General features: G+C 70.9%; 19 protein-coding genes. 8 read left to right on the top strand and 11 right to left on the bottom strand.

Annotated elements, in window-relative coordinates:
- The first annotated feature begins 2 nt into the window (after nt 1–2).
- Nucleotides 3–533: a GNAT family N-acetyltransferase gene (locus tag JMJ55_RS12550; RefSeq protein WP_202825889.1), complete on the top strand. Its 531-nt coding sequence runs from the start codon at nt 3–5 to the stop codon at nt 531–533.
- Complete coding sequence (locus tag JMJ55_RS12545) at nt 533–1,687, top strand: DUF305 domain-containing protein (protein ID WP_202825888.1); 1,155 nt, start codon at nt 533–535, stop codon at nt 1,685–1,687. The genes JMJ55_RS12550 and JMJ55_RS12545 overlap by 1 nt, the downstream gene beginning before the upstream one ends.
- On the opposite strand, the gene JMJ55_RS12540 is transcribed toward JMJ55_RS12545, so the two are convergent.
- Together JMJ55_RS12540 and JMJ55_RS12535 are read right to left on the bottom strand one after the other, a co-directional pair.
- Nucleotides 1,684–2,322 carry an MlaC/ttg2D family ABC transporter substrate-binding protein gene (locus tag JMJ55_RS12540; RefSeq protein ID WP_202825887.1) on the bottom strand — a complete coding sequence of 213 codons (639 nt, stop codon included), beginning with the start codon at nt 2,320–2,322 and terminating at the stop codon, nt 1,684–1,686. The genes JMJ55_RS12545 and JMJ55_RS12540 overlap by 4 nt on opposite strands.
- 126 nt (nt 2,323–2,448) lie before the next feature.
- Complete coding sequence (locus JMJ55_RS12535) at nt 2,449–3,237, bottom strand: MlaA family lipoprotein (RefSeq protein WP_236033652.1); 789 nt, start codon at nt 3,235–3,237, stop codon at nt 2,449–2,451.
- Between the two features lie 220 nt (nt 3,238–3,457).
- On the opposite strand from JMJ55_RS12535, the gene metF reads away from it, so the two are divergent.
- Nucleotides 3,458–4,414, top strand: coding sequence for a methylenetetrahydrofolate reductase [NAD(P)H] (metF, locus tag JMJ55_RS12530; protein WP_202825885.1), 957 nt, complete (start codon nt 3,458–3,460; stop codon nt 4,412–4,414).
- Here metF and JMJ55_RS12525 read toward each other — a convergent pair.
- Nucleotides 4,401–5,369, bottom strand: a complete 969-nt coding sequence (locus JMJ55_RS12525; RefSeq protein ID WP_202825884.1) for a Bug family tripartite tricarboxylate transporter substrate binding protein — start codon at nt 5,367–5,369, stop codon at nt 4,401–4,403. The two genes, metF and JMJ55_RS12525, sit on opposite strands and share 14 nt — an antisense overlap.
- Nucleotides 5,370–5,488: 119 nt before the next feature.
- On the opposite strand from JMJ55_RS12525, the gene JMJ55_RS12520 reads away from it, so the two are divergent.
- Both JMJ55_RS12520 and JMJ55_RS12515 read left to right on the top strand, forming a co-directional pair.
- The gene (locus tag JMJ55_RS12520) at nt 5,489–6,301 is read left to right on the top strand and encodes a phytanoyl-CoA dioxygenase family protein (protein WP_202825883.1); all 813 of its coding nucleotides are present in this window, start codon (nt 5,489–5,491) and stop codon (nt 6,299–6,301) included.
- 53 nt (nt 6,302–6,354) lie between these two features.
- Nucleotides 6,355–6,831, top strand: coding sequence for a DUF2171 domain-containing protein (locus JMJ55_RS12515; RefSeq protein ID WP_202825882.1), 477 nt, complete (start codon nt 6,355–6,357; stop codon nt 6,829–6,831).
- Here the strand turns inward: JMJ55_RS12515 and JMJ55_RS12510 are convergent.
- A complete protein-coding gene (locus JMJ55_RS12510) occupies nt 6,828–7,763 on the bottom strand; it encodes a hypothetical protein (protein WP_236033651.1) in 936 nt (311 codons plus the stop codon). The genes JMJ55_RS12515 and JMJ55_RS12510 overlap by 4 nt on opposite strands.
- Nucleotides 7,764–7,824: 61 nt before the next feature.
- Between JMJ55_RS12510 and JMJ55_RS12505 the strand changes: the two genes are divergently transcribed.
- Both JMJ55_RS12505 and JMJ55_RS12500 read left to right on the top strand, forming a co-directional pair.
- Nucleotides 7,825–10,050, top strand: coding sequence for an ATP-dependent helicase (locus JMJ55_RS12505; protein WP_202826089.1), 2,226 nt, complete (start codon nt 7,825–7,827; stop codon nt 10,048–10,050).
- Entirely contained in the window at nt 10,050–10,943 is an 894-nt protein-coding gene (locus JMJ55_RS12500) for a 50S ribosomal protein L11 methyltransferase (RefSeq protein WP_202825880.1), read from the top strand. Before JMJ55_RS12505 ends, JMJ55_RS12500 begins: the two co-directional genes overlap by 1 nt.
- Here JMJ55_RS12500 and JMJ55_RS12495 read toward each other — a convergent pair.
- Nucleotides 10,940–11,206 carry a DUF1127 domain-containing protein gene (locus JMJ55_RS12495; RefSeq protein WP_202825879.1) on the bottom strand — a complete coding sequence of 89 codons (267 nt, stop codon included), beginning with the start codon at nt 11,204–11,206 and terminating at the stop codon, nt 10,940–10,942. The two genes, JMJ55_RS12500 and JMJ55_RS12495, sit on opposite strands and share 4 nt — an antisense overlap.
- Before the next feature lie 189 nt (nt 11,207–11,395).
- Here JMJ55_RS12495 and JMJ55_RS12490 point away from each other — a divergent pair, with 189 nt between their 5' ends.
- On the top strand, nt 11,396–13,165 hold the full coding sequence (locus JMJ55_RS12490) for an aminopeptidase P family protein (RefSeq protein WP_202825878.1): 1,770 nt from the start codon (nt 11,396–11,398) through the stop codon (nt 13,163–13,165).
- On the opposite strand, the gene JMJ55_RS12485 is transcribed toward JMJ55_RS12490, so the two are convergent.
- From JMJ55_RS12485 to ftsZ, 6 genes are all read right to left on the bottom strand, one after another.
- Nucleotides 13,162–14,367, bottom strand: a complete 1,206-nt coding sequence (locus JMJ55_RS12485) for a hypothetical protein (RefSeq protein WP_202825877.1) — start codon at nt 14,365–14,367, stop codon at nt 13,162–13,164. The two genes, JMJ55_RS12490 and JMJ55_RS12485, sit on opposite strands and share 4 nt — an antisense overlap.
- A gap of 57 nt (nt 14,368–14,424) precedes the next feature.
- On the bottom strand, nt 14,425–16,569 hold the full coding sequence (gene ligA / locus JMJ55_RS12480) for an NAD-dependent DNA ligase LigA (RefSeq protein WP_407927540.1): 2,145 nt from the start codon (nt 16,567–16,569) through the stop codon (nt 14,425–14,427).
- Between the two features lie 11 nt (nt 16,570–16,580).
- The gene (gene recN / locus JMJ55_RS12475) at nt 16,581–18,260 is read right to left on the bottom strand and encodes a DNA repair protein RecN (protein ID WP_202825876.1); all 1,680 of its coding nucleotides are present in this window, start codon (nt 18,258–18,260) and stop codon (nt 16,581–16,583) included.
- A gap of 7 nt (nt 18,261–18,267) precedes the next feature.
- Nucleotides 18,268–19,134, bottom strand: a complete 867-nt coding sequence (locus JMJ55_RS12470) for an outer membrane protein assembly factor BamD (protein ID WP_236033650.1) — start codon at nt 19,132–19,134, stop codon at nt 18,268–18,270.
- Between the two features lie 82 nt (nt 19,135–19,216).
- The gene (gene lpxC, locus JMJ55_RS12465; protein WP_202825875.1) at nt 19,217–20,200 is read right to left on the bottom strand and encodes a UDP-3-O-acyl-N-acetylglucosamine deacetylase; all 984 of its coding nucleotides are present in this window, start codon (nt 20,198–20,200) and stop codon (nt 19,217–19,219) included.
- A gap of 257 nt (nt 20,201–20,457) precedes the next feature.
- A complete protein-coding gene (ftsZ, locus tag JMJ55_RS12460) occupies nt 20,458–21,993 on the bottom strand; it encodes a cell division protein FtsZ (RefSeq protein ID WP_202825874.1) in 1,536 nt (511 codons plus the stop codon).
- Nucleotides 21,994–22,059: the final 66 nt, after the last annotated feature.

The raw sequence follows: 22,059 nt of genomic DNA, 5'->3' as shown, positions 1-22,059 counted from the left end.
GCATGGGCCATGCGCATCCCGTGCCGCTACCGGCGCGGCTGGTCCGTACCCCCCGGCTGACCTTGGTGCCGCCGGGGCGGGAGAACCTGCCCGACCTGATCCGGCTGAAATCGGATCCGCGCGTCTTCGAGCTGATGCTGCATGGCATCCGCAGCCCGGAGCGCACGCGCGAGGAGCTGGAGGACGATATCGATTTCTGGGCCGTGCGCGGCTACGGCACCTGGTGCGTCTTCCTGACCGAGACCGGCGAGTTCCTCGGCATCGCCGGGCTGATGGAACGGCCGGACGGGCGCGGCACGGCGCTGCGCTTCGCCCTCTGGCCGGAATGCCGCGGCCATGGCTATGCGCGGGAGGCGGCACGGGCCGGGTTGGAATTCGGTCACCGCGCCGGCCTCGCGCGCATCATCGCCGTCGCCTGGGAGGAGAACCATGCCTCGCGCCAGGTGTTGCGCGATATCGGCATGGCGGAATGCGACGCCTTCGACAATCGCGGCCGGCGGATGCTGGTCTATGAGAGCCGCATGGAGACCTGATGCGCTTCCTCGGCGCCGCCAAATCGGATTGGGGCGCCGCGGCGCTGCTTGGCCTTCTCACCAGCAGCTTCTCGACGCTGGCGGCGCAGCTCTTCGCCACCCGGATCGGGCGGGATGCGGTCATTGACTGGATGGTCGTTGCGGCGATCCCGCTGCGCGACGGCGTGCTGCAGCCGGAGCCGGGCTGGGGCACCATCCTTGGCGGCATCCTGTTCCACCAATGGGCGGATTTTTCCTGGGCGCTGGTGTTTTTCGGCCTGTTCGGGCGCTGGACGGCGCGGCTCGGGCCGGGGGCGATCCTGCTGCTCTGCCTGCCCTGGGCGGTTTTCACCTCAGCCCTGGAATGGCTGGTTCTGGTGCCGCTTTTTCCCTTCTGGCAGCCGGTCTTCCCGTTGAACCAGGCCTGGTGGATCGGCCTGCTGGTGCATCTCAGCTCCGCCTCGCTCTATCCGCTCTTTCCCTGGCTGCGGGACCGGGTGGCGGGGCGGCGCTCATCGCCCGGCCGCCGGCGTTTCGCCCGGCTCTGGGGCGGGGCGGCGGTGGTGGGGTTGGCCGGGCTCGGCCTCCTGGCCTTCCTCGGCAGCCAGGGCCGGGAGCTGCCGCATTGGGGCGGGGCCGAATTCGATGCGCCCTATATGCGGCGGATGGCTGCGCATCACGCCCAGGGGGTGGAGTTGGCGCTGCTCGGCGCAGAACGGGCGCAGGATCGGCGGCTGCGCGCCCTGGCCGGGCTGATGGCGGCCGAGCAGAGGGGCGAGATCGCCATCTTCGCCCAATGGTGGCGGAGCTGGTTCCCGGGCGAGTTGCCGCCGGCCAGCGCGGAGGACCATGCGATGATGCCTGGCATGCTGCCGCCCGCGACCATGGCGGCCGTGCGCGCCACCCCGGTCGAGGGGTTCGATGCCGCCTTCATGGCCGCAATGAGCCACCACCATCAGGGCGCGGTCGCCATGGCGGATGAGGCGCTGCTGCGCGCCGCGGATCCGCGGTTGCGGCTGATGGCCCATGCCATCCGCCATGGCCAGCGCGGCGAGATCGCGCTGATGCGGAACACCCAAGGTCTGGACGCGGTCCGCACCGCCATCGCCGACCTGTTGCTGCCGGCGGGAGAGGCCCCGCCGGACCAGCCGGGCCCGCCGCCGCCGGGCTTCTAGCGGCCCTCGCGCGCCGCCATCTGCTGGATCTGCCCGCGCATCGCCTGCAGCAGCGCGCCGACCGAGCCGTTGTTGCGCTGGATCACGCTGGAATACTCGCTGCGCTGGGTCAGCCGCAGCGAGGTGCCCTCGGCGATCACGTCCACGATCTTCGGCTGGCCGCCGATCTCGGCGACGCGCCAGTCGAGCGAGAAGGGCGCCATGTTCGGCCGCTCGATGACGGTGTTCACCAGCACGTCATCCTCGGTCCGCTGCTGGCTCCGGCCGAGCGAGAAGCGCACGCCCTGATATTCCCCGAAGCGGGAGGAGAGATTGCGGATCAGCGTCTCCTCGAAGAGCTTCTGGTATTCCTGCTGCTCCTGCGCGGAGGCCTGGCGCCACCAGCGGCCGATGATGAAGCGGCCGACGCCGTCCACATCCACCGCCCGGCGCAGGATGGCCGCCACCCGCTGCCGGCGCGCCGCGACGTCGCGGCTCTGGTCGTTGACGGCCGCCACCATTTCCTGGCCGGTGGTCTGGATGAAATTGGCGGCGCGGCCGATATCGGCCTGGGCCAGGGCGGGGCGCGCCAGGCCGGCGATGGCGGTGAGGGTGAGGGCGGCCCCGATCAGGCCGCGGCGTTCGATCGCGTTCATTCTGTAATTCTCCGGGATCGCCGGCCGGGCCGGACGCCGCGCGTCAGCCAACGCGGCGTCCGGCCCGGCAAATTGGTCTTGCGCGTGATTCACGCCTCCGGCCGTTCCGGCCTCCGACGATCACGCTTAGCGCCGTTCGTAGGCGCCGGTTCCAACGCCGAAGCCGGTCCCACCGGCGGCTGGGGAGCCGACATCTCCCTCGTTCCTGATTTCGGCATTGCGGCGCTGACGATAGGCGCTGCGCAGGGTGGAATAGCTATCGAGCGAGGTGGCGTTCACGTTGTCGATCGCCTCGATCAGGCTCTCCCGCGTATCGACGACGGTGGCGCCGGAACGGCCCCAGGTCAGCCCATTCACCACCGCACCCTGCCCGAACCAGGTCAGCGGGTCGGAGAGGATGCCGAGGCCGAAGCCGACCAGGTCGCGCGGGTTGGACGGGCCGAGCACCGGGATGAACAGGTAGGGACCCTCGCCCACGCCCCAGCGTGCCAGGGTCTGGCCGTAATCCTCGGCATGGCCGGCGACGCCGAACTGGCTGCGCGCCACATCGAAGATGCCGCCGACGCCGAGCGTGCTGTTGATGACGAAGCGGCCAAGCGTATCGCCCGCCCGCCGCGGCTCGCCCTGGAGCATGTCATTCACCAGGATCACCGGCGTGCGCAGATTGCCGAGCACGTTGCGGATGCCGGAGCGGACCGGCTGCGGCACCACCGCGCGGTAGCCAACCGCCACCGGGCGCAGCGCGTACTGGTCGATCACCTGATGCACGGCATAGAGCCGGCGGTTGGTCGGCTCCGCCGGGTCGTTGTTCTGCTGGTATTCCGCCACCGAATCCGGGTCGGAGGCAGGCGGCCTCGTGGCGCAGCCCGCGAGCAACAGCCCGGCCAGCAACGGCACGGCCCAAAGCCTGCCCAAGGGAGTGAGGGGTATCCTTGCCTGGCGCATCACTGCATGGCCCTCTGCGATCACGTCGACGCTTAAGTGGGGCAGGCTGCGCCGGCTGTCACTGCCTGGCCGCATTTCGTCACCCCTGGTTGATGGCGCCATAGCATTGATTCGCTGTAATTGATAACGTCCGAAACCCTAGGCCCCTGGAACGCTTGCGATCGTGACCCCGGATGGGCAGATAGGGCGCATGGATCATGCTCTTCCCGAAACGCCGCCGCAGGGGACCCTGCAACGCTGGCTGACCAGCCCCCGGTTCGGCGGCCTGCCGAACCTCGCGGAATTGCCGCCGCCGCAACTCTCCTTCGAGTTCTTCCCGCCGAAGACCGAGGCGCTGGAGACGCAGCTCTGGTCCTGCATCCGCCGGCTGGAGCCGCTGCGGCCGCGCTTCGTCTCCGTCACCTATGGCGCCGGCGGCACCACCCAGGCCCGCACCCATGCGACCGTCGCCCGGATCGTCAAGGAGACGAGCCTGACCCCGGCCGCGCATCTCACCTGCGTCGGCGCCTCCCGCGCCGAGGTGGATGAGGTCGCGCGCGGCTATTGGGAGGCAGGCGTTCGCCACATCGTCGCGCTGCGCGGCGATGCGCCGAGCGGCGCCGAACGCTACGAGCCGCATCCGGATGGCTATGCCTATGCGGCCGATCTGGTCGCCGGCCTCGCCCGGATCGCCCCCTTCGAGATCAGCGTCGCCGCCTATCCGGAGACGCATCCGACCGCGCTCTCCCATGACCACGACCTCGACAACCTGAAGCGGAAGATCGATGCCGGGGCGACCCGTGCCATCACCCAGTATTTCTTCGACAGCGAGGTCTTCCTCCGCTTCCTCGACCGCTGCGCCGCGGCCGGCATCACCCTGCCGATCGTCCCCGGCATCATGCCGGTCTCAAATTTCAACCAGATGAAGAAATTCTCGGCCATGTGCGGCGCCGGCGTGCCGGATTGGATGGGCCGGCTGTTCGAGGGGCTGGATGACGACCCGGAGACGCGGCGGATGGTCTCGGTCGTGCTGGCGGCCGAGCAGGTGCGGCTGCTCCAGGCCAATGGCGTGGATGAATTCCACTTCTACACGCTGAACCGGCCGGACCTGGTCTATGCCATCGCTCATATCCTGGGCGCCCGGCCGGCCCCGGTCACTCCACCCTGATCCCCTCCGCCTTGATCAGCTCGCCCATCCGCTGGCGTTGATCGGCGAAGAAGGCGGCGAATTCGGCCGGGCTGCTGCCGACCGGGATCATGCCGATCTCGCCCAGCCGCTTCACCGCCTGCGGGTCGCGCATCCCGGCCGCGGCCGCCTCGGCCAGCCGGGCGATCACCGGCTCCGGCGTGCCGCGCGGGACATAGAAGCCGAGCCAGTCATAGACATCGAAGCCGGGGAAGCCCTGCTCGGCCACGGTGGGCACGGCGGGCAGGTTGCCGAGCCGTTCCTTGGTGGTGACGGCGATGCCGCGCAGCCGCCCCTCCATCACCAGCGGGGCCGCCTGGGGCAGGGTGGAGAAGACGAATTCGGCATCGCCGGCCAGGATGCCCGCTACCGAGGCCGCCCCGCCCCGGTAGGAGACATGGTTCGCCGTCACCCCCGCCTGGCGCAGCAGCAGGGCCGGCGCCAGATGCGTCGCCGTCCCGGTGCCCGAGGAGGCGTAGGGGATCTGCCCCGGCGCCGCCTTGATCCGCGCCAGCAGACCTTGCAGATCCTTCGCCGGATGATCCGGCCGGACCACGCAGAGCAGGGGCGACTTCACCATCTGGCTCACCGGCGCCAGGGTCGCGGCGAAATCATAGGGCAGGCCCGGGATCAGCAGGTTGTTCACCGCCCCGGCCGCGGTATCGGCGAGGGTGGTGTAGCCATCCGGCGCCGCCTGGGCGACGACGCCCGCCCCGACCGAGCCGCTGGCCCCGGCCCGGTTCTCCAGCACCAGGGGCTGGCCGAGCACCGCCTGCATGGCGGGTGCCGCCAGCCGCATCGGGATATCGGCCCCGCCGCCGGGCGGCCAGGAGATGACGACGCGCACCGGCCGCGTCGGCCAGGCCTCGGCGCGGGCCAGGCCGGGCAGGGCGAGCGCCGCGGCCAGGAGGGGGCGGCGGGGGATGCGGTGCGGCATGGCGTATCTCCCTGGGACGTTTGCCGCCATCCTGCCGCTATCCGGACCCGGTCGGAAAGGCTTTGAGGCGGGCCTGGCGGCAGGCCTAGACTTGGCGCAACGCCAGGGAGGAAACGGCGATGCAGCAGCAGGGCCCGCTGAGGGCGGAACAGCTCCGCCAATTCGAGGAGGAGGGCTGGCTCTTCCTCCCCGAGACCTTCAGCGCCGAGGAAGTCGCCGTCCTGGCCCGCGAGGCGGAGGCGATCTATGCCGAGAACCGTCCCGAGATCTGGCGCGAGAAATCCGGCGCCCCGCGCACCGCCTTCGCCGCCCATACCTTCAATGAGGCCTTCCGCCTGCTCGGCGCCCATCCGCGGCTGATCGGCCCGGTGGAGCAGATCTTCGGCGAACGGCTCTACATGCATCAGTACAAGATCAACGCGAAGGCCGCCTTCACCGGCGATGTCTGGCAGTGGCACCAGGATTACGGCACCTGGGCCCGCGACGACGGCATGCCGGAGCCGCGCGCCATGAACATCGCCGTCTTCCTCGATGAGGTGATGCCGATCAACGGCCCGCTGATGCTGATCCCGCGCAGCCAGCAGCACGGCACGCTGGAGGCCGGGCACGACACCAGCACCACTTCCTACCCGCTCTGGACCCTCGATGATGCGACGGTGACGCGGCTCGTGCAGGAGGGCGGGATCGTCGCCCCGACCGGCAAGCCGGGCGGGGTGCTGATGTTCCACGGCAACCTCGTGCATGGCTCGGCGCCGAACATCACCCCCTATCCGCGGAAGATCGTCTATCTGACGCTCAACGCGGTCTCGAACCACATCCGCAGCCCGACCCGGCCGGACTGGATCGCGCATCGGGACTTCACCCCGATCGACCCGGTGCCGGCCGAGGCGCTGACCGACTACGCCCGCCGCTGGAAGCAGGCGGCCGAATAGGCATCCGTCCGGGCGCTCGGCCGTTGCTGCTTCCATCGACAGAGGAGGCAGCGATGTCCGGGTCCGGTGAGATTCGCCCGCATATGGAAGTGGTCGGCGCCGATGGCGAGCATGTCGGCACGGTGGACGGCATGGATCGCGGCGCGATCAAGCTGACCCGCCGCGACGATCCCGACGGCAGCGGGAGGCACCATCACCACATCCCGCTCTCGGCCATCCGCATGATTGAGGGCGACCGGGTCTGGCTCACCGTCCCGGCGCAGCAGGCCCGCGCCATGGCGGTGGGCGGGATGTCGCCGGAGGCGATGGAGGAGGGCAGCGCGCAGAGCGATGAGGGCATCGCCCGCCCCGACCGCACCGGCATCTCGCCCATGGAGGGCGGCGCCAGCGGCAATATCCATGGCGGCGGCAGCATGGCGCCGAGCGGCGGCGGGGCAGGGGGCACGGCCGCGCATAGCCAGGGCAGCGGCGGCGGCATCGCCCATGACCCGAACATGGACCCGAGCGGCCGGGGCGACCCGGACCTCTAGGCGTCTCGCATCAGCCGCCGATAGGCCGGCCGCAGCAGGAAGGGGCTGACGAAGATCGGCACCTGGCCGAGCGCAAAGAACATCAGCACGCCCGGATCGGCCGCGGCCGGCAGCACCGCCAGGAGCAGCGCCTGGTTGCGGTTGCCGGCCAGCAGCCCTGCCGCCAGGGCCAGCCGCAGCCCTCCGGGCCGCCATAGCAGTGCGGTCAGCGCATTGAGGCCAAGATTGCCGGCCAGGGCGAGGATCGTTCCGCCCAGCACCCAAAGCGGCTCGGCCAGCAGCCGGGCCTGCACGCCATCCATCACCCCGAAGCCGAAGACCACCAGCACCAGCACGACCAGCCCATCCACCCCGCGTCCCGCCGCTTCCAGCCGCGCCGGGCCGATCCAGCGCCGCAGCAGCAGCGCCAGCAGTGCCGGCACCCCCACCACCAGCCCCAGCCGGAGCATCAGCCCAGGGATGGAAATGGCGAGGTCGAGCCCGAGCAGGCCAAGCGCCAGCGGCGGCGCGGTCAGCGGCACCAGCGCCGTCGTCACCAGCGCGACCAGCAGGCTGATCTCGGCATCCAGCCCGTTCAGCCGGGCGATGGCCGGCGCCGTGGTCGCCGAACAACTCGCCGCCATCAGCACCAGCCCGGCGCCGAGCGGCCCGTCGAGCCCCGCCGCCCGCGCCGCGCCCCAGGCGATCAGCGGGCAGGCCAGCAGCACCCAGGCCGAGAGCCCCGCCACCAGCAGCGGTCGCCGAATCCAGGCGAGGATCTGCGCGGGGTCGATCCGCAGCAGCACCAGCGTCATCAGCAGCGCGACCGCCGGGCTCACCAGCCCCCGGGTCGCGGCGGCGAGCGGAGCATAGGCGACGCCGGCGAAGATGCTGGCCGCCAGCAGCGCTGTGCCATGCCGGGCCGACCAGTCGAGGAAGCGAAGAAGGGCCAAGGGGAGGGACAGGCCGTCCAGCCGGTTGGAGAGGTTCGCCAGAAGTTCTATAGGCAGGGGGGTGTCCGCACCACTCCCCACCCCTCCTGGCTCTCCCTCGGGCGACGACTACCTCGCGCGCCTCAACCCCGAGCAGCGCGAGGCGGTCGAGACGCTCGACGGTCCCGTCCTGATCCTGGCGGGCGCCGGCACCGGCAAGACCCGGGTGCTGACGACCCGCTTCGCGCATCTGCTGAAGAGCGGCCGCGCCTGGCCCGGCCAGGTCCTGGCCGTGACCTTTACCAACAAGGCGGCGCGGGAGATGCGAGAACGCGTCTCCGCCATCCTCGGCCAGCCGGCCGAAGGGCTCTGGCTCGGCACCTTCCATGCGCTCTGCGCCCGGATGCTGCGCCGCCATGCCGAGCTGGTCGGGCTGACGAGCGGCTTCACCATCCTCGATTCGGACGACCAGATGCGGCTGCTGAAGCAGCTGATGGAAGCCGGGGGGATTGACCTCAAGCGCTGGCCGGCCCAGGGGCTGATGGGCCAGATCCAGCGCTGGAAGGATCGCGGCCTCGCGCCCGGGCGCATCACGCCGGTGGAGGACACCGATTATGCCGGCGGCAAGGCGCGCGCCCTCTATGCCGCCTATCAGGCGCGGCTGCGCGACCTGAATTGCTGCGACTTCGGCGACCTGATGCTGCACATGACGGAGATCTTCCGCACCCATCCCGAGGTGTTGGCGGATTGGCACCGGCGGCTACGCTACATCCTGGTGGACGAGTATCAGGATACCAACCTGGTTCAGTATTATTGGCTGCGGCTGCTGGCGCAGACGCATCGCAACATCTGCTGCGTCGGCGACGACGACCAGTCGATCTATTCCTGGCGCGGCGCCGAGATCGAGAACATCCTCCGCTTTGAGAAGGATTTCCCGAACGCCAAGGTGGTCCGGCTCGAGAGCAACTACCGCTCCACCAAGCCGATCCTCGCCGCCGCCTCGCATCTGATCGCGCATAACAGCGGCCGGCTCGGCAAGACGCTGCGCGCCGGCCGCAACGATGCGGATGGCGAGAAGGTCCGTGTCGTCTCCCTCTGGGACTCCGACGAGGAGGCGCGGATGGTGGGCGAGCGGATCGAGGCCTTCCGCCGCAGCGGCCACAAGCTGGCCGAGATCGCCATCCTGGTCCGCGCCGGCTTCCAGACCCGCGCCTTCGAGGAGCGGATGATCACCCTCGGCCTGCCCTATCGCGTCGTCGGCGGGCTGAAATTCTACGAGCGGGCGGAAATCCGCGACGCGCTCGCCTATCTCCGCGTCCTCGCTCAGCCGGCCGATGACTTGGCTTTCGAGCGGATCGTGAACACCCCGAAGCGGGGCCTGGGCGATACCGCCATGCGCCGCATGCACGAGATCGCCCGGGCCGAGAGCATCCCGCTGGTCGTCGCCGCCGGGCGCCTGCTGCCGACGCTCACCGCCCGGCCACGCGGCGCGCTGGGCGAGCTGCTGCAGGGCTTCGCTCGCTGGCGCGAGGGGCTGGCGCGGGAGGGCCATGTGGTCATGGCTGCCACGCTGCTCGACGAGAGCGGCTATACGGAGATGTGGAAGCAGGACAAGTCGCCCGAAGCACCGGGCCGGCTGGAGAACCTGAAGGAGTTCATCCGCGCCCTCGGGGAATTCGAAAGCCTTACCGGCTTCCTCGAACATGTCGCGCTGGTGATGGAGAATGACGAGAGCGCCGAGGGCGACCGGCTCTCGCTGATGACGCTGCATGCCGCGAAAGGGCTGGAATTCGACACCGTCTTCCTGCCCGGCTGGGAGGAAGGCCTCTTCCCCCATGCCCGCGCCATGGAGGAAGGTGGCGAGAAAGGGCTCGAGGAGGAGCGGCGCCTTGCCTATGTCGGCATCACAAGGGCGCGGAAGCTGGCCATCATCTCCTGCGCCGCCAATCGCCGGATCTATGGCAATTGGTCCGCCTCCGTCCCCAGCCGCTTCCTCGAGGAATTGCCGGCAGCGCATATCCAGCGCGAGGGCAGCGCCAGCATGGCGCGCCAGCGGATGGCCGAGATGCCCTCGGTCTTCACCGGCACCGGCGGGCTGCAATCGCGCAAGCCCCGCGTCATCGAGGCCGGCGCCTGGGAAGTGCAGGCCCGTCCCGCCCATGCCCAGCCGCTAAAGGTGGGCGAGCGGGTCTTCCACAAGAAATTCGGCTATGGCCGGGTCACGGCGGTGGAGGACAACCGGGTGGAGGTGGATTTCGAGAAATCGGACCCGAAGCGGGTGCTCGACAGCTTCCTGGAGCGCGTCTGATGCTTTCCCGCCGCCGCACCGAGCCGCTGGAGGTCCTGGCGATCGAGGGCCTGCCCGAGGAGGCCGTGCCCGCCTTCGAATCGGCTTTGCAGACCGTCTGCGCCACCGTCGCCTATTTCCGTGAGGAGCCGGCCGAGACTTGGCGGATCGAAGGTATCCGCGAGATGGGGGCGGGCGAGGAGGAACTGGCCGGCGCCCTTGCGCTCGCCGCCCTGATCTCCGGCATCGACCAGCCGGCGGTGCAGGCCGGCCCGATCGAGGCCGAGGGCTGGCTGGCCCGGACCATCGAGAGCTTCCCCGAGACGCCGATCGGCCGGCGCTTCCTGATCCGCCCGACCCATCTGCCGAACCCGCCGGAATACGGCCGGATCGTGCTGCGGCTGGATGCCGGCATGGCCTTCGGCAGCGGCGAGCATGCCTCGACCCAGGGCTGCCTGATGGCTTTCGAGGGGATGGCGCATCGACATCCGGGCCGGATCCTCGATCTCGGCACCGGCTCGGCCATCCTGGCGCTGGCCGCGGCCCGCGGGCTGAAGCGGCCGGTGCTGGCGAGTGATATCGACCCCTGGTCGGTGCGGGTGGCGCGGGAGAATGCGGCGCTGAATGCGGTGCAGCGCCTGGTCCGGCCGCTGCTGGCGAATGGCTGGCGCAGCCGGGCGCTACGCGGCCAGTGCTACGACCTGATCTTCGCCAATATCCTGGCCCGGCCGCTCTGCGCCATGGCGCATCAGCTGGCGGGGCATCTGGCGCCGGGCGGCACCGCCATCCTCGCCGGGCTGCTGGGCAGCCAAGCGAGGATGGTGCTGGCGGCGCATCGCCGCCAGGGGCTGGTGCTGGAGCGGCGGATCAATATCGGCGCCTGGACCACGCTGGTCCTGCGCCGCCGCGGTTAGCGGGCCAGGTCGCCCTTGGAGACGGCGTCGAGATCGCCGCGGGTCAGGCCGATATCGGTCAGCTCACGGTCGGAGAGCGAGGCCAGCTCGGCGCGCACCCGGGCGCGGGCGGGCCAGCCGAAGACGACATCGGCGATGCGGGCCAGGCCCTGCAGCAGCTTCGCCTGGTTCGCGCGACCGGCCGCCTCACGCAGCGCGGCGATCTGCTCGGCGGCGGGGTTGCGGGGAAGGGGGAGGAGCAGCGCGGCCTCCGCCTTGGTCATGCGGGCATCCATGTTCTGGGTTCCAATCTGTTCTTGCGCGGCGAGTTTGGCCGTCGCGCTTCGCAGTGCAGCAATTAGGCCCGCATCAGCATTGTTTCCCGTGCGAAGCTTACGGGCTTGCTATGCATTCAGCGCGGGGCTTTTCGTGAGCCCCTGCATTTTTGGTTTACCACTTCGCGAGATCAGCCGATGACCCCCGCCGAACGCCTCTCCGCCCTGCGTGCCGAACTCGCCCGAGCCGGGGTGGATGGCTTCCTGATCCCCCGCGCCGACGAATACCTGGGCGAATATGTCCCACCTTCCGGCGAGCGGCTGGCTTGGCTGACGGGCTTCACCGGCAGCGCCGGTCTGGCCGTGGTGCTGATGGACCGCGCCGCCCTCTTCACCGATGGCCGCTACACCACCCAGGCGGCGCAGCAGACCGACCCGGCGCTGTGGGAACAGCGGCATATCACCGAACAGCCGGCCGCCGACTGGCTGGCCGAGCATGCCGCGGGCAAGCGGATCGGCTACGACCCCTGGCTGCATTCCGAGGCGGCGCTGGGCCGGCTGGAGAAGCCCGGCCTCACCTTCGTGCCGCTCCCGGCCAATCCGCTGGATGCCGTCTGGGCCGACCGGCCGGCCCCGCCCATGGCCCCGGCCCGGCCGCACCCGCTCCGCTATGCCGGCCTCTCTGCCGCCGAGAAACGCGCCAAGGCGGCCGAGGCGCTGCGCGCCGCCGGCGAGGATGCCGCCGTGCTGGCCGACCCGCATTCGCTCGCCTGGCTGCTGAACATCCGCGGCGGCGACCTCGGCCATACTCCGCTCGCCCTCGGCTTCGCCCTGCTGCGCGCCGATGCCTCGGCCGAGCTCTATATGGAGCCGGGCAAGGTTCCGTCCGAGACCCGCGCCCATCTCGGCAATGATGTGGTGGTGCGGCCGCGGGCCGAGCTGCCGGCGGCGCTGGCCGGGCTCGCCGGCCGCCGCGTCCGGCTCGACCCGGAGGCGACGCCCGCCTGGTTCGCCGCCCGGCTGCGCGAGGGCGGCGCCACCCTTGTCCCCGGCGAGGATCCCTGCCGCCTGCCGCGCGCCTGCAAGAATGCCGTGGAGCAGGAGGGGGCACGGTCCGCGCATCGCCGCGATGCGGTGGCGCTCGCCCGCTTCCTGGCCTGGTTCGCCGCCGCGGCGCCGACGGGGCGGGAGAGCGAGCTCAGCGCCGCCGAGCGCCTGCTCGCCTTCCGCCGCGAAGTCCCGCTCTTCCAGGCGGAGAGCTTCCCCGCCATCAGCGGCGCGGGTGAGAATGGCGCCATCGTCCATTACCGCGTGACGCCGGAGAGCAACCGGCCGATCCGTGCCGATGAGTGCTACCTGGTCGATAGCGGCGGCCAATTCCTCAACGGCACCACCGACGTGACCCGCACCCTCTGGACCGGGCCCGGCCCGGCACCGGAGGGGCTGCGCGCCCGCTACACCCGGGTACTGCAGGGCCATATCGGCCTCGCCACGCTGCGCTTCCCGAAGGGCGTTGCCGGTCCGCATATCGATGCCATCGCCCGGCGGGCGCTGTGGCAGGCGGGGCTCGATTTCGACCATGGGACCGGGCATGGCGTCGGCAGCTTCCTCTCGGTGCATGAGGGGCCGGTCTCGATCAGCCGCGCCGCCAAGCCGGTGCCGCTGGCGCCGGGCATGATCCTCTCGGACGAGCCCGGCTACTACCTGCCCGGCCAATACGGCATCCGCATCGAGAACCTGTTGCTGGTGCGGGAGGCGGAGCCGCAGCCGGATGGGGTGAAGCCTTTCCTGGAATTCGAAACGCTGACGCTCGCCCCCTATGACCGCGCCCTGATCGAACCGGCGCTGCTGACGCCCGCCGAACGGGACTGGGTGGATGCCTATCAGGCGCGGGTGCTGGCGGAGGTCGGGCCGGATTGCGACCCGGCGACGCGGTCCTGGCTGGAAGGGGCCTGCCGTCCACTTTAGCCGATCCCCGCAAGCATCCGCCGGCCGGTGATCCCGCCGCCATTCGCGCGGTCATCGAAGATGAAGCTCACCCGGCCCGGCGTGTAGTTGTGGATGGTGATCGAATCCCCCTTGGTCGGCAGGGTGAGGGTGAGGTCGGTTCCATCCAGCCGGGCGGTGACCTCCGCCTCCGTCACGTCCCGCAGCACCAGCGCCGCATGCGCGCTGCCATGGCCCGGCTCGTCCGGCGCGGGCAGGTCCATGCGGAAGCCGTCCCAGGATCCCATCCCGATCGCCCGAGCCTCGATCGCGCCTGACTCGTCACCGATCACCGGCCGCGCGCTCCCCGGCCGCACCCCGCTCTCGACCGGGGCGAGGGTGATTTCGTCCGCCCCGTCGCCGCGCCGATAAACCAGCATCGAGAGATCGGCATTGCCGAGGGTGATGCTGTCCCGGCCCGCTCCCGCATTCACCCATTGCGCGCCGCTGACCGTGTCGTTCCCGGCGCCGGCATCGACCGTGGTCCCCATGCCCTGCACCGCGATCACGTCATGGCCCTTGCCGCTGCGCACCGTGCCGAAATGCCCGGTCAGGGTGGCCAGGTTGTCGCCCTCGCCGAGATCGATCTCGCTGGCATCACCGAAGCGGGCGGCAACCTGGTCATCCCCCGCCCCGGCCTCCAGGCTGAGCCGCCCCGTGGTCTCCGCCGCGATCAGGTCCCGGCCCCCGCCCGTCGCGACGCGCAGCGAGGCCGAGCGCGCCCGGTCGGCAACCAGCGCATAGGCGTTGATCCGGTTGTCCCCCGTTGCCGCGCTGACCTCCGTGCTCGCCCCGCCCGATGGGGTGATGGCGGTGGTCGCGCTGGCCGTGCCGGTGGAGTCCGGATCGACCTCCACCCCGGCGACAGCGGGCGATCCGTCAGGGCCCGAGACGGCGACGAGATTGCCCGGTCCGGTCAGGCTGCCCGCCCCCGGCGCGGTCAGCCGGATCCCCGGCGGCCCATAGATCTGCGGCCCCGTCCCCGGTGGCTGTCCGCCATTCAGCGTCTGGATCAATCCGAGCAGCAGCCGCGCCTGCACCGAAAGCTCGATACTGTCCTGCGTGCTGCCGCTCATCGCCGGCAGGGCCGAGGGCGGCGTCGCGGCGCTGCCGCCGAGGCCCGGCAATGCAGGTTGAGCGGAGGCCTGCCTGGCCCAGAAGCCGAGATCCGTTGCGGTGAGCATGGAGGTCGCTTGCGTTTTGCGCTGCCATCCTCGCCCCGTCGCGGTTAAGGAAGGGTGTCAGCCGAAGCCGGCCAGCTCCCGCCATTCGGCTTCGCTGAGGACGCGCAGGCCGAGCTCCGCCGCCTTCTTCGCCTTGCTGCCGGCATCGGCGCCGACCACGACGAAATCCGTCCTGGCGGAGACGCTCTTCGTCACCTTGGCGCCAAGCCGTTCCGCCCGCGCCTCGGCCTCCGGCCGCGTCATCGTCTCCAGCGTGCCGGTGAAGACCAGCGTCTTCCCCGCGAAGGGGCTGTCGGCCGCTGCCGCGCTGGCGACCGGCACCGGCGTGACTTCGCGGGCGAGGTCGTCGAGGGCGGCGAGGTTCCGCTCCTCGTCGAAGAAATCCACCAGCTCCTGCGCGATGGCGGGACCGATCCCCTGGATCGAGCCCAGCTCCTCCCGCGCCTCGGAGCCGATGATGCGTGCGGCCAGCATCCGCTCCCGCCATTCGGCGAGGCTGCCGTAATGCCGCGCCAGCAGCTTGGCATTCGCCTCGCCGATGCGGCGGATGCCGAGGGCGAAGATGAAGCGGTCGAGCGGCGGCGTCCGCCGCGCTTCGATGGCGGCGAGGAGATTCGCCAGCTTCTTCGATTCCGCCCGGGATGTGCGGCCCCAGCCCTCCCATTGCCGGATGGTGTCGGCATGGGCTTTCAGGCGGAAGATCTCGGCCGGGCTGCGCACCAGCCCGGCCTCGTGCAGGGCGATGATGTTCTCCTCGCCCAGCCCCTCGATATCCATCGCGTTGCGGGCGACGAAGTGCTTCAGCCGCTCCACAGTTTGCGCCGGGCAGATGAGGCCGCCGGTGCAGCGCTTCACCACCTCGCCGGGTGGGCGCACCGCATGGCTGCCGCAGGCCGGGCAGCGATCGGGGAAGGCGAAGGGCTGGCTGTCGGCCGGCCGCTTCTCGAGCACGACGGAGACGATCTGCGGGATCACGTCGCCGGCGCGCTGCAGCACGACCGTGTCGCCGATGCGGACATCCTTCCGCGCGATCTCGTCCTCATTGTGCAGGGTCGCGTGCTGCACCATGACGCCGCCGACATTGACCGGCTGCATCACCGCCCGCGGCGTCAGCGCCCCGGTCCGCCCGACCTGGATCTCGATCCTGAGCAGCACCGTGGTCGCCTGCTCGGCGGGGAATTTCCACGCCACCGCCCAGCGCGGCGCCCGCCCGACGAAGCCGAGCCGCGACTGCCAGTCCAGCCGGTCGAGCTTGTAGACGACGCCGTCGATGTCATAGGCAAGGCCGGCGCGCTGTTCGGCCAAGCGGGCCTGGAAGGCGGTGGCCGCCTGCTCGTCCGGCAGTACCTCCGACAGCGGGTTCACCTGGAAGCCCCAATCCCTGAGTCGCGCGAGATAGCCGGAATGCGTCTCCGCCACCGGCGCGCTCGAATGGCCCTGGGCATAGGCAAAGAGCTTCAGCGGCCGCCGCGCGGTGATACCGGGATCGAGCTGCCGCAGCGACCCCGCGGCGGCGTTGCGCGGATTGGCCGGGATGCGGATGGCCTCGCCGACCCGCTCGCCGGCCTCCCGCCGCGCCTCGCGCTCGGCATGCAGTCGTGTCTGCTCGGCCTGGAAGGCAAGGAAATCCGCCTTGGTCATGAAGACCTCGCCGCGGATCTCGATGCGCTCGGGCGCCTCGCCCGCCAGGCGCTGCGGCAGCTCGGCCAGGGTGCGGAGATTGGCGGTGATGTCCTCGCCCTCGGTCCCGTCGCCGCGCGTGGCGCCGCGGATGAAGGCGCCATTCTCATAGGTCAGGTTGACCGAGAGCCCGTCGATCTTCGGCTCCCCCACGAAGCGCAGCACTTCCTCCGCCGGCAGGCCAAGGAAGCGGCGGATGGTGCGGGTGAACTCGGTGAATTCCTCCGGCCCGAAGACATTGTCGAGGCTGAGCATCGGCGTGCCATGCCGCGACTTGGCGAAGCCCGCCGCCGGCGCCGCGCCGGGCGGCGCCTCGCTCGGGCTGTCGCCCCGCTTCAGCGTTGGGAAACGCGCCTCGATCGCCAGGTTGCGCCGCCGCAGCGCATCGTATTCGGCATCGGTGATCTCGGGCGCGTCGTTCTGGTGATAGGCGATGTCGGCGGCGGCGATCTCGGCGGCAAGCGCTGCCAGTTCCGCGGCGGCTTCCTCCGCGGTCAGGCTCTCCGGCGGGCGGGTGCGCAGCGCCAGGTCGCTCACAGCATTCCGCCCGTCAGCAGGCTGTCCGCCGCCGCCCGCGCCGCCTCCGTCACCCGTTCGCCCGCCAGCATCCGCGCGATCTCCTCGCGGCGTTCGCGCTTGTCGAGCGGTTCCACCACCGTCGTCGCCCGCTCTCCCTTCACCTGCTTGGCCACGCGGAGCTGCTGCGCCCCGCGCGCCGCGACCTGCGGGCTATGCGTCACCACCAGCACCTGCAGCCGCTCCGCCACACGCTCCAGCCGCTCGCCTACCGCAGCCGCCGTGGCGCCGCCGATGCCGGCATCCACCTCGTCGAAGACCAGCGTTGGCACCGGCGAGCCACGCGCCAGCACCACCTTCAGCGCCAGCATCAGCCGCGACAGCTCACCGCCCGAGGCGATCTTTTGCAGGTGCCCCGGCGACTGCCCGGGATTGGTCGAAACCAGGAAGGTCACCCTATCCATGCCATCGGACGACCAGCCATTCTCCTCCCGCGCCGCGACCTCGACGAAGAAGCGAGCCCTATCGAGCTTCAGCGGCGGCAGTTCCTTCGCCAGCGCCGCTTCCAGCCGCCCCGCCGCATCGCGCCGCGCGGCCGAAAGGGCCTCGCCGGCCGCCAGATAGGCCCGCCGCGCCGCGCCGGCCGCCTGCTCCAGCCGCGCCACTTGGCCGCTGCCGGCATCGAGGGCACCCAGCCTCTCCTTCAGGGACACCAGCAGGGCCGACAGCTCGACCACTGCCACACCATGCTTGCGTGCGGCGGCGCGCAGGCCGAACAGCCGCTCCTCCAGCGCCTCCAGCCGGCGCGGATCGGGCCCGTCCTCCAGCATCAGCCGTTGCAGCAGCGTCTCCGCCTCGGCCAGCGCATCCTGCGCCGTGCCGAGCAGGGCGACGATTGCCTGGGCCTCCTCATTCGGTGGCGGCAGGCGTTCCAGCGCACGGGCGGCACTGCGCATCGCCTCGCCCGGGCCGCCGCGGCGGCGGTCGCGCGGCTGCAATTCGCCCAGGGCATTGGCGATGCTCTCGCCGCGCCGCTCACCCTGTTGCAGGCGTTGCCGCTCCTTGGAGAGCTCCTCCTCCTCGCCCTCCTCCGGGGCGAGGTCCGACAGTTCCTGCACGGCGTGGCGAAGGAATTCCTCGTCGCGCTGGGCGGCGGCGATCGCCTCCCGCGCCGTGGCCAGGGCGCGCTCCGCCTCCCGCCATTCCCGCCAGGCGGCGGCAGTGGCCTGGCGCCGGCCCTCAAGCCCGCCGAAGGCGTCCAGCAGCCCGGCATGGGTCGCCGGATCGGCCAGCCCGACCTGGTCGTGCTGCCCCTGCACCTCAACCAGTGTGGCCGCCAGCCGCCGCAGCAGCCCGACCGAGACCGGCTGGCCATTGACGAAGGCGCGGCTGCGTCCATCCGCCTGCACGACGCGGCGGAGCACCAGCATCTCCTCCGGCTCCATATCCTGCTCGGCGAGGATGGCATGGGCCGGATGGCCCTCGGGCGGGACGAAGCCGGCGGCGACCGAGCATTGCTGCTGCCCGGCGCGCACCATCCCGGCCTCCGCCCGCATGCCGCAGGCCAGGCCAAGGCTGTCCAGCAGGATGGATTTGCCCGCGCCGGTCTCGCCGGTCAGCACGGTCAGGCCCGTCCCGAAAGACAGGTCCAGCCGCTCGATCAGCACCACGTCGCGGATCGCCAGGGAGGCGAGCATGGGTCGGTTAGAAGATCCAGTTCCAGGCACGGCGGGCGAAGCCGGGCCGGTCGCCCTCGGCCCGCGGCGCCCCGTCCACCAGCAGCGCGTAGCTGTCCTGATACCAGGGGCTGCCGGGGAAGTTGTGGCCGAGCACGGCGGCGGTCTTCTTCGCCTCATCCACCAGGCCGAGGGTGAGGTAGATCTCGGTCAGCCGGTGCAGCGCCTCGGGCACGTGGTTGGTGGTCTGGTAATCCTCCACCACCCGCTTGAAGCGGCCGATCGCGGCGCCGTAGAGCTTCTGCCGCTGGTAGAAGCGGCCGATATTCATCTCCTTGCCCGCCAGATGGTCGCGGCCGAGATCGAGCTTGAGCCGCGCATCACGCGCATAGGCGCTGTCGGGGAAGCGGTTCACCACATCCTGCAGCGCTGCCATGGCCTGTTCCGTGGTGCGCTGGTCACGGTCCGCCTCGGCGATCTGCTCATAATAGCAGAGCGCGCGCAGGTAATAGGCATAGGCGATGTCGCGATGCGCCGGATGCAGCTGGATGAAGCGGTCGAGCGCGCCGACCGCTTCGGTGTAGCGGTTGCGCTGATACTCGCCAAAAGCCGACATGATCTTGGCGTTGGTCGCCCAGGCCGAGAAGGGATGGTCCCGCTCCACTTGGTCAAAGAGATCGACTGCGGCCTGGTAGCGCTTGGCCTGCAGCGCCTCGATCCCGGCGGCGTAGAGCCCTTCCGGGGAGCGGTCCACGGTGTTGCTCGTCCGTGAGATCTGATCTCGGTCGAGGCTGGACTGCTTGCCGTCCCAGTTGCCGCCGAACAGGGAACAGCCCGGCAGCGCCAGCAGGGCGAGGCAAAGCGCGGGCAGGGAAGGGAGGCGTCGGATCATCATGGCCCGGTCGTGAGAGGGGACGGGCTCTATAGCACGCGGCGGCCCGGGTCCACAGGGGAGCCCTTTGGGACGCCCTCTGCGCTCAGGCCACCGCCGCGGCGGCGGCGGCCGGCAGCCGGGCGGCGACGCCCTCGGCCGGAACCGGCAGGCCGATGGTCGAGAGCGACGGCACCGCCCGCCAATTCGCCGGATCGGCGAAGAGCGCATGCAGCAGCCGGTTGTTCAGTCCATGGCCGGAGCGATGGCCGGAGAAGCGGGCCCGCAGCGGCGCGCCGGCCAGGGCCAGGTCGCCCACCGCATCCAGCAGCTTGTGCCGGACGAACTCATCCGCCTGGCGCAGCCCGCCCGGGTTCAGCACCAGCGGCCCGTCCACCACCACGGCATTGTCGAGGCTGCCGCCCTGGGCAAGGCCAGCGGCGCGGAGCTGGGCCACCTCGGCGGCCAGGGTGAAGGTCCGCGCCTCGGCCAGCCCGGCCCGGAAGGCCTGGGGCGAAATGCGCATGGAGAGCGACTGCCGGCCGATGGCGGTGCCGGGGAAATCGATGGTGAGGGAGGCTTCCAGCCGGTCGCCGGCGGAGGGCGCCAGCGCGGCCCAGGCGGCGTCCGGGCCTTCGCCATCCTGCACCCTGACCGGGCGCAGGACCTCGATCGCTTCCGGCAGGCCGGGGCTGGCTTGGGCGAGAAGGCCCGTGCAGTCGATCAGGAAGACGAAGGGCGCGGCGGAGCCATCGAGGATCGGCACCTCGGGGCCGTCGACCTCGACGATCGCGTCATCCACGCCGCAGCCGGCCAGCGCCGCCATCACATGCTCGACCGTGCGGATGCGCGCTTCCGGCGCATTCGGCAGGCCGAGCGCGGTGCAGAGCCGGGTCTCGACCACATTGTCGTAGAGGGCCTGGATCTCGAAGCCGATATCGGTGCGGCGGAAGCGGATGCCCGTCCCGGCGGCGGCGGGCCGCAGGGTGAGGGCGACGCGCTTGCCGCTGTGCAGGCCGGTGCCGACGCAGCCGATAGCGGCCTTGAGCGTCCGGCGGCGACCTGTCTCGAGCGGAAAGTATCCGTCCATGCCAACCCCTGCATCATGGCCAGCTGTCCCGAAGGAAGTCTGGCGCACCGCGTCGCGGCGCTTTCCCAGGGCAATACCTGGCATCCCGGCAGGGGTTCCGCGAGTCAAGGCTTATTACCCCATATTACGAAGCAAAATATTGATTCGGCTGGGCTTTTTGCCGTTCGTGACACGGAACCGGATTATCGGATGGGGCGTACATGAAACGGGCCGCCCCAAGGGGCGGCCCGCACAAACTCAACGTCCTGTCGCCCGGTTTAGTTCGCCTGGCGACGCAGGAAGGCCGGAATCTCGAAATCGACCTGGCCCTGCGGGGGCTCGGCCGGGCGCTGAGGCGCCGGCTGGTCCAGCCGCGGCGCGACCGGGGCCGGGGCCGGCTCCGGCAGGGTGCGGCGCATGCCGTTGGTGGCGGCGCCGGTCACGGTCCGGAACAACCGGCCGATGCCGCTGACCGGGGCCTGCGGCGCGGCGACCGGCTGGCTGGCCACCGCGGCCGGGCGGCGCTGCTGCTGCTCGGGCACCACCGTCACCGGGGCCAGGACCGGGGCGGCTTCCTCGGGCTGCGCCACCACGGCCGAGGCCGCCATGGTCGGGGCCGCGTTGGCCACCGGGGCGGTGGCCGGCGCCGCGACCGGGGCCCGCAGCGCGCCACCGCGCACCGGCACCGCCGCCGGCGCGCTGCGCAGCGCGCCCGGAGCCATGGTGGCGGCCGGACGGCCCGGGCGGCCGCCGGGCAGCATGGTCAGGCCGGGACCGGCCGGCTGCGCCACGGGCGCCTGCTGGGCCGCCGCCTGCGCCGCGGCCGGGGAGGCCTGGACCTGCTGCGCATCGATACCGGTAGCGACGACGGACACGCGGAGGCGGCCGTTCAGGTCTTCCTCGACCGAGGTGCCGAAGATGATCTGCGCATCCTCGTCCACTTCCTTGCGGATGCGGTTCGCGGCCTCGTCGACCTCGAACAGGGTCATGTCGTAGCCGCCGGTGATGTTGATCAGCACGCCGCGGGCGCCGCGCAGCGAGGCGTCGTCCAGCAGCGGGTTGCTGATGGCGCGCTCGGCGGCCTTCACCGCGCGGTCGTCGCCATCGGCCTCACCGGTGCCCATCACCGCCTTGCCCATCTCCGCCATGACGGTGCGGATATCGGCGAAGTCGAGGTTCACCAGGCCCGGCTTGATCATCAGGTCGGTCACGCCGCGCACGCCGTCGTACAGCACCTCATCGGCCAGCTTGAAGGCCTCGGCGAAGGTGGTGCGCTCCGTCGCCATCCGGAACAGGTTCTGGTTCGGGATGATGATCAGCGTGTCGACGAAATTCTGCAGCTCCTCGATGCCCGCCTCGGAGGCGCGCTTGCGCTTCGGCCCTTCGAAGTCGAAGGGCTTCGTCACCACGCCCACCGTCAGCACGCCCCGCTCCCGCGCCATCCGGGCGATGACCGGCGCCGCGCCCGTGCCCGTCCCGCCACCCATGCCCGCGGTGATGAAGACCATGTGGCAGCCATCGAGATGCCGGGCCAGGTCCTCGGTTGCTTCCTCGGCGGCGGCGCGGCCGATCTCGGGCTTCGCACCGGCGCCCAGGCCCTGCGTCAGATGCGGGCCGAGCTGCACCCGCTTCTCCGCCTTGGAATGCACCAGCGACTGGGCATCCGTATTGGCGACGACGAACTCGACCCCTTCGAGACCCATGGCGATCATGTTGTTGACCGCATTGGTCCCGCCGCCGCCGACGCCGATGACGGTGATGCGCGGGCTGAAATCGGTGTGTTGCGTCACGGGCAGGGTCAAGTTCAGGGTCATGCGAAGGTCTCCTCGCGGGAACGTAAACGGGTTGGGCGAGTCGTGTCGCGGGGCTGAATGCGAAGG

This window comes from Belnapia mucosa, assembly GCF_016775475.1.
Lineage (GTDB): Bacteria > Pseudomonadota > Alphaproteobacteria > Acetobacterales > Acetobacteraceae > Belnapia > Belnapia mucosa.
The sequence above is the reverse complement of the archived record's forward strand: the minus strand, read 5'-3'. Positions and strand labels throughout refer to the sequence as shown.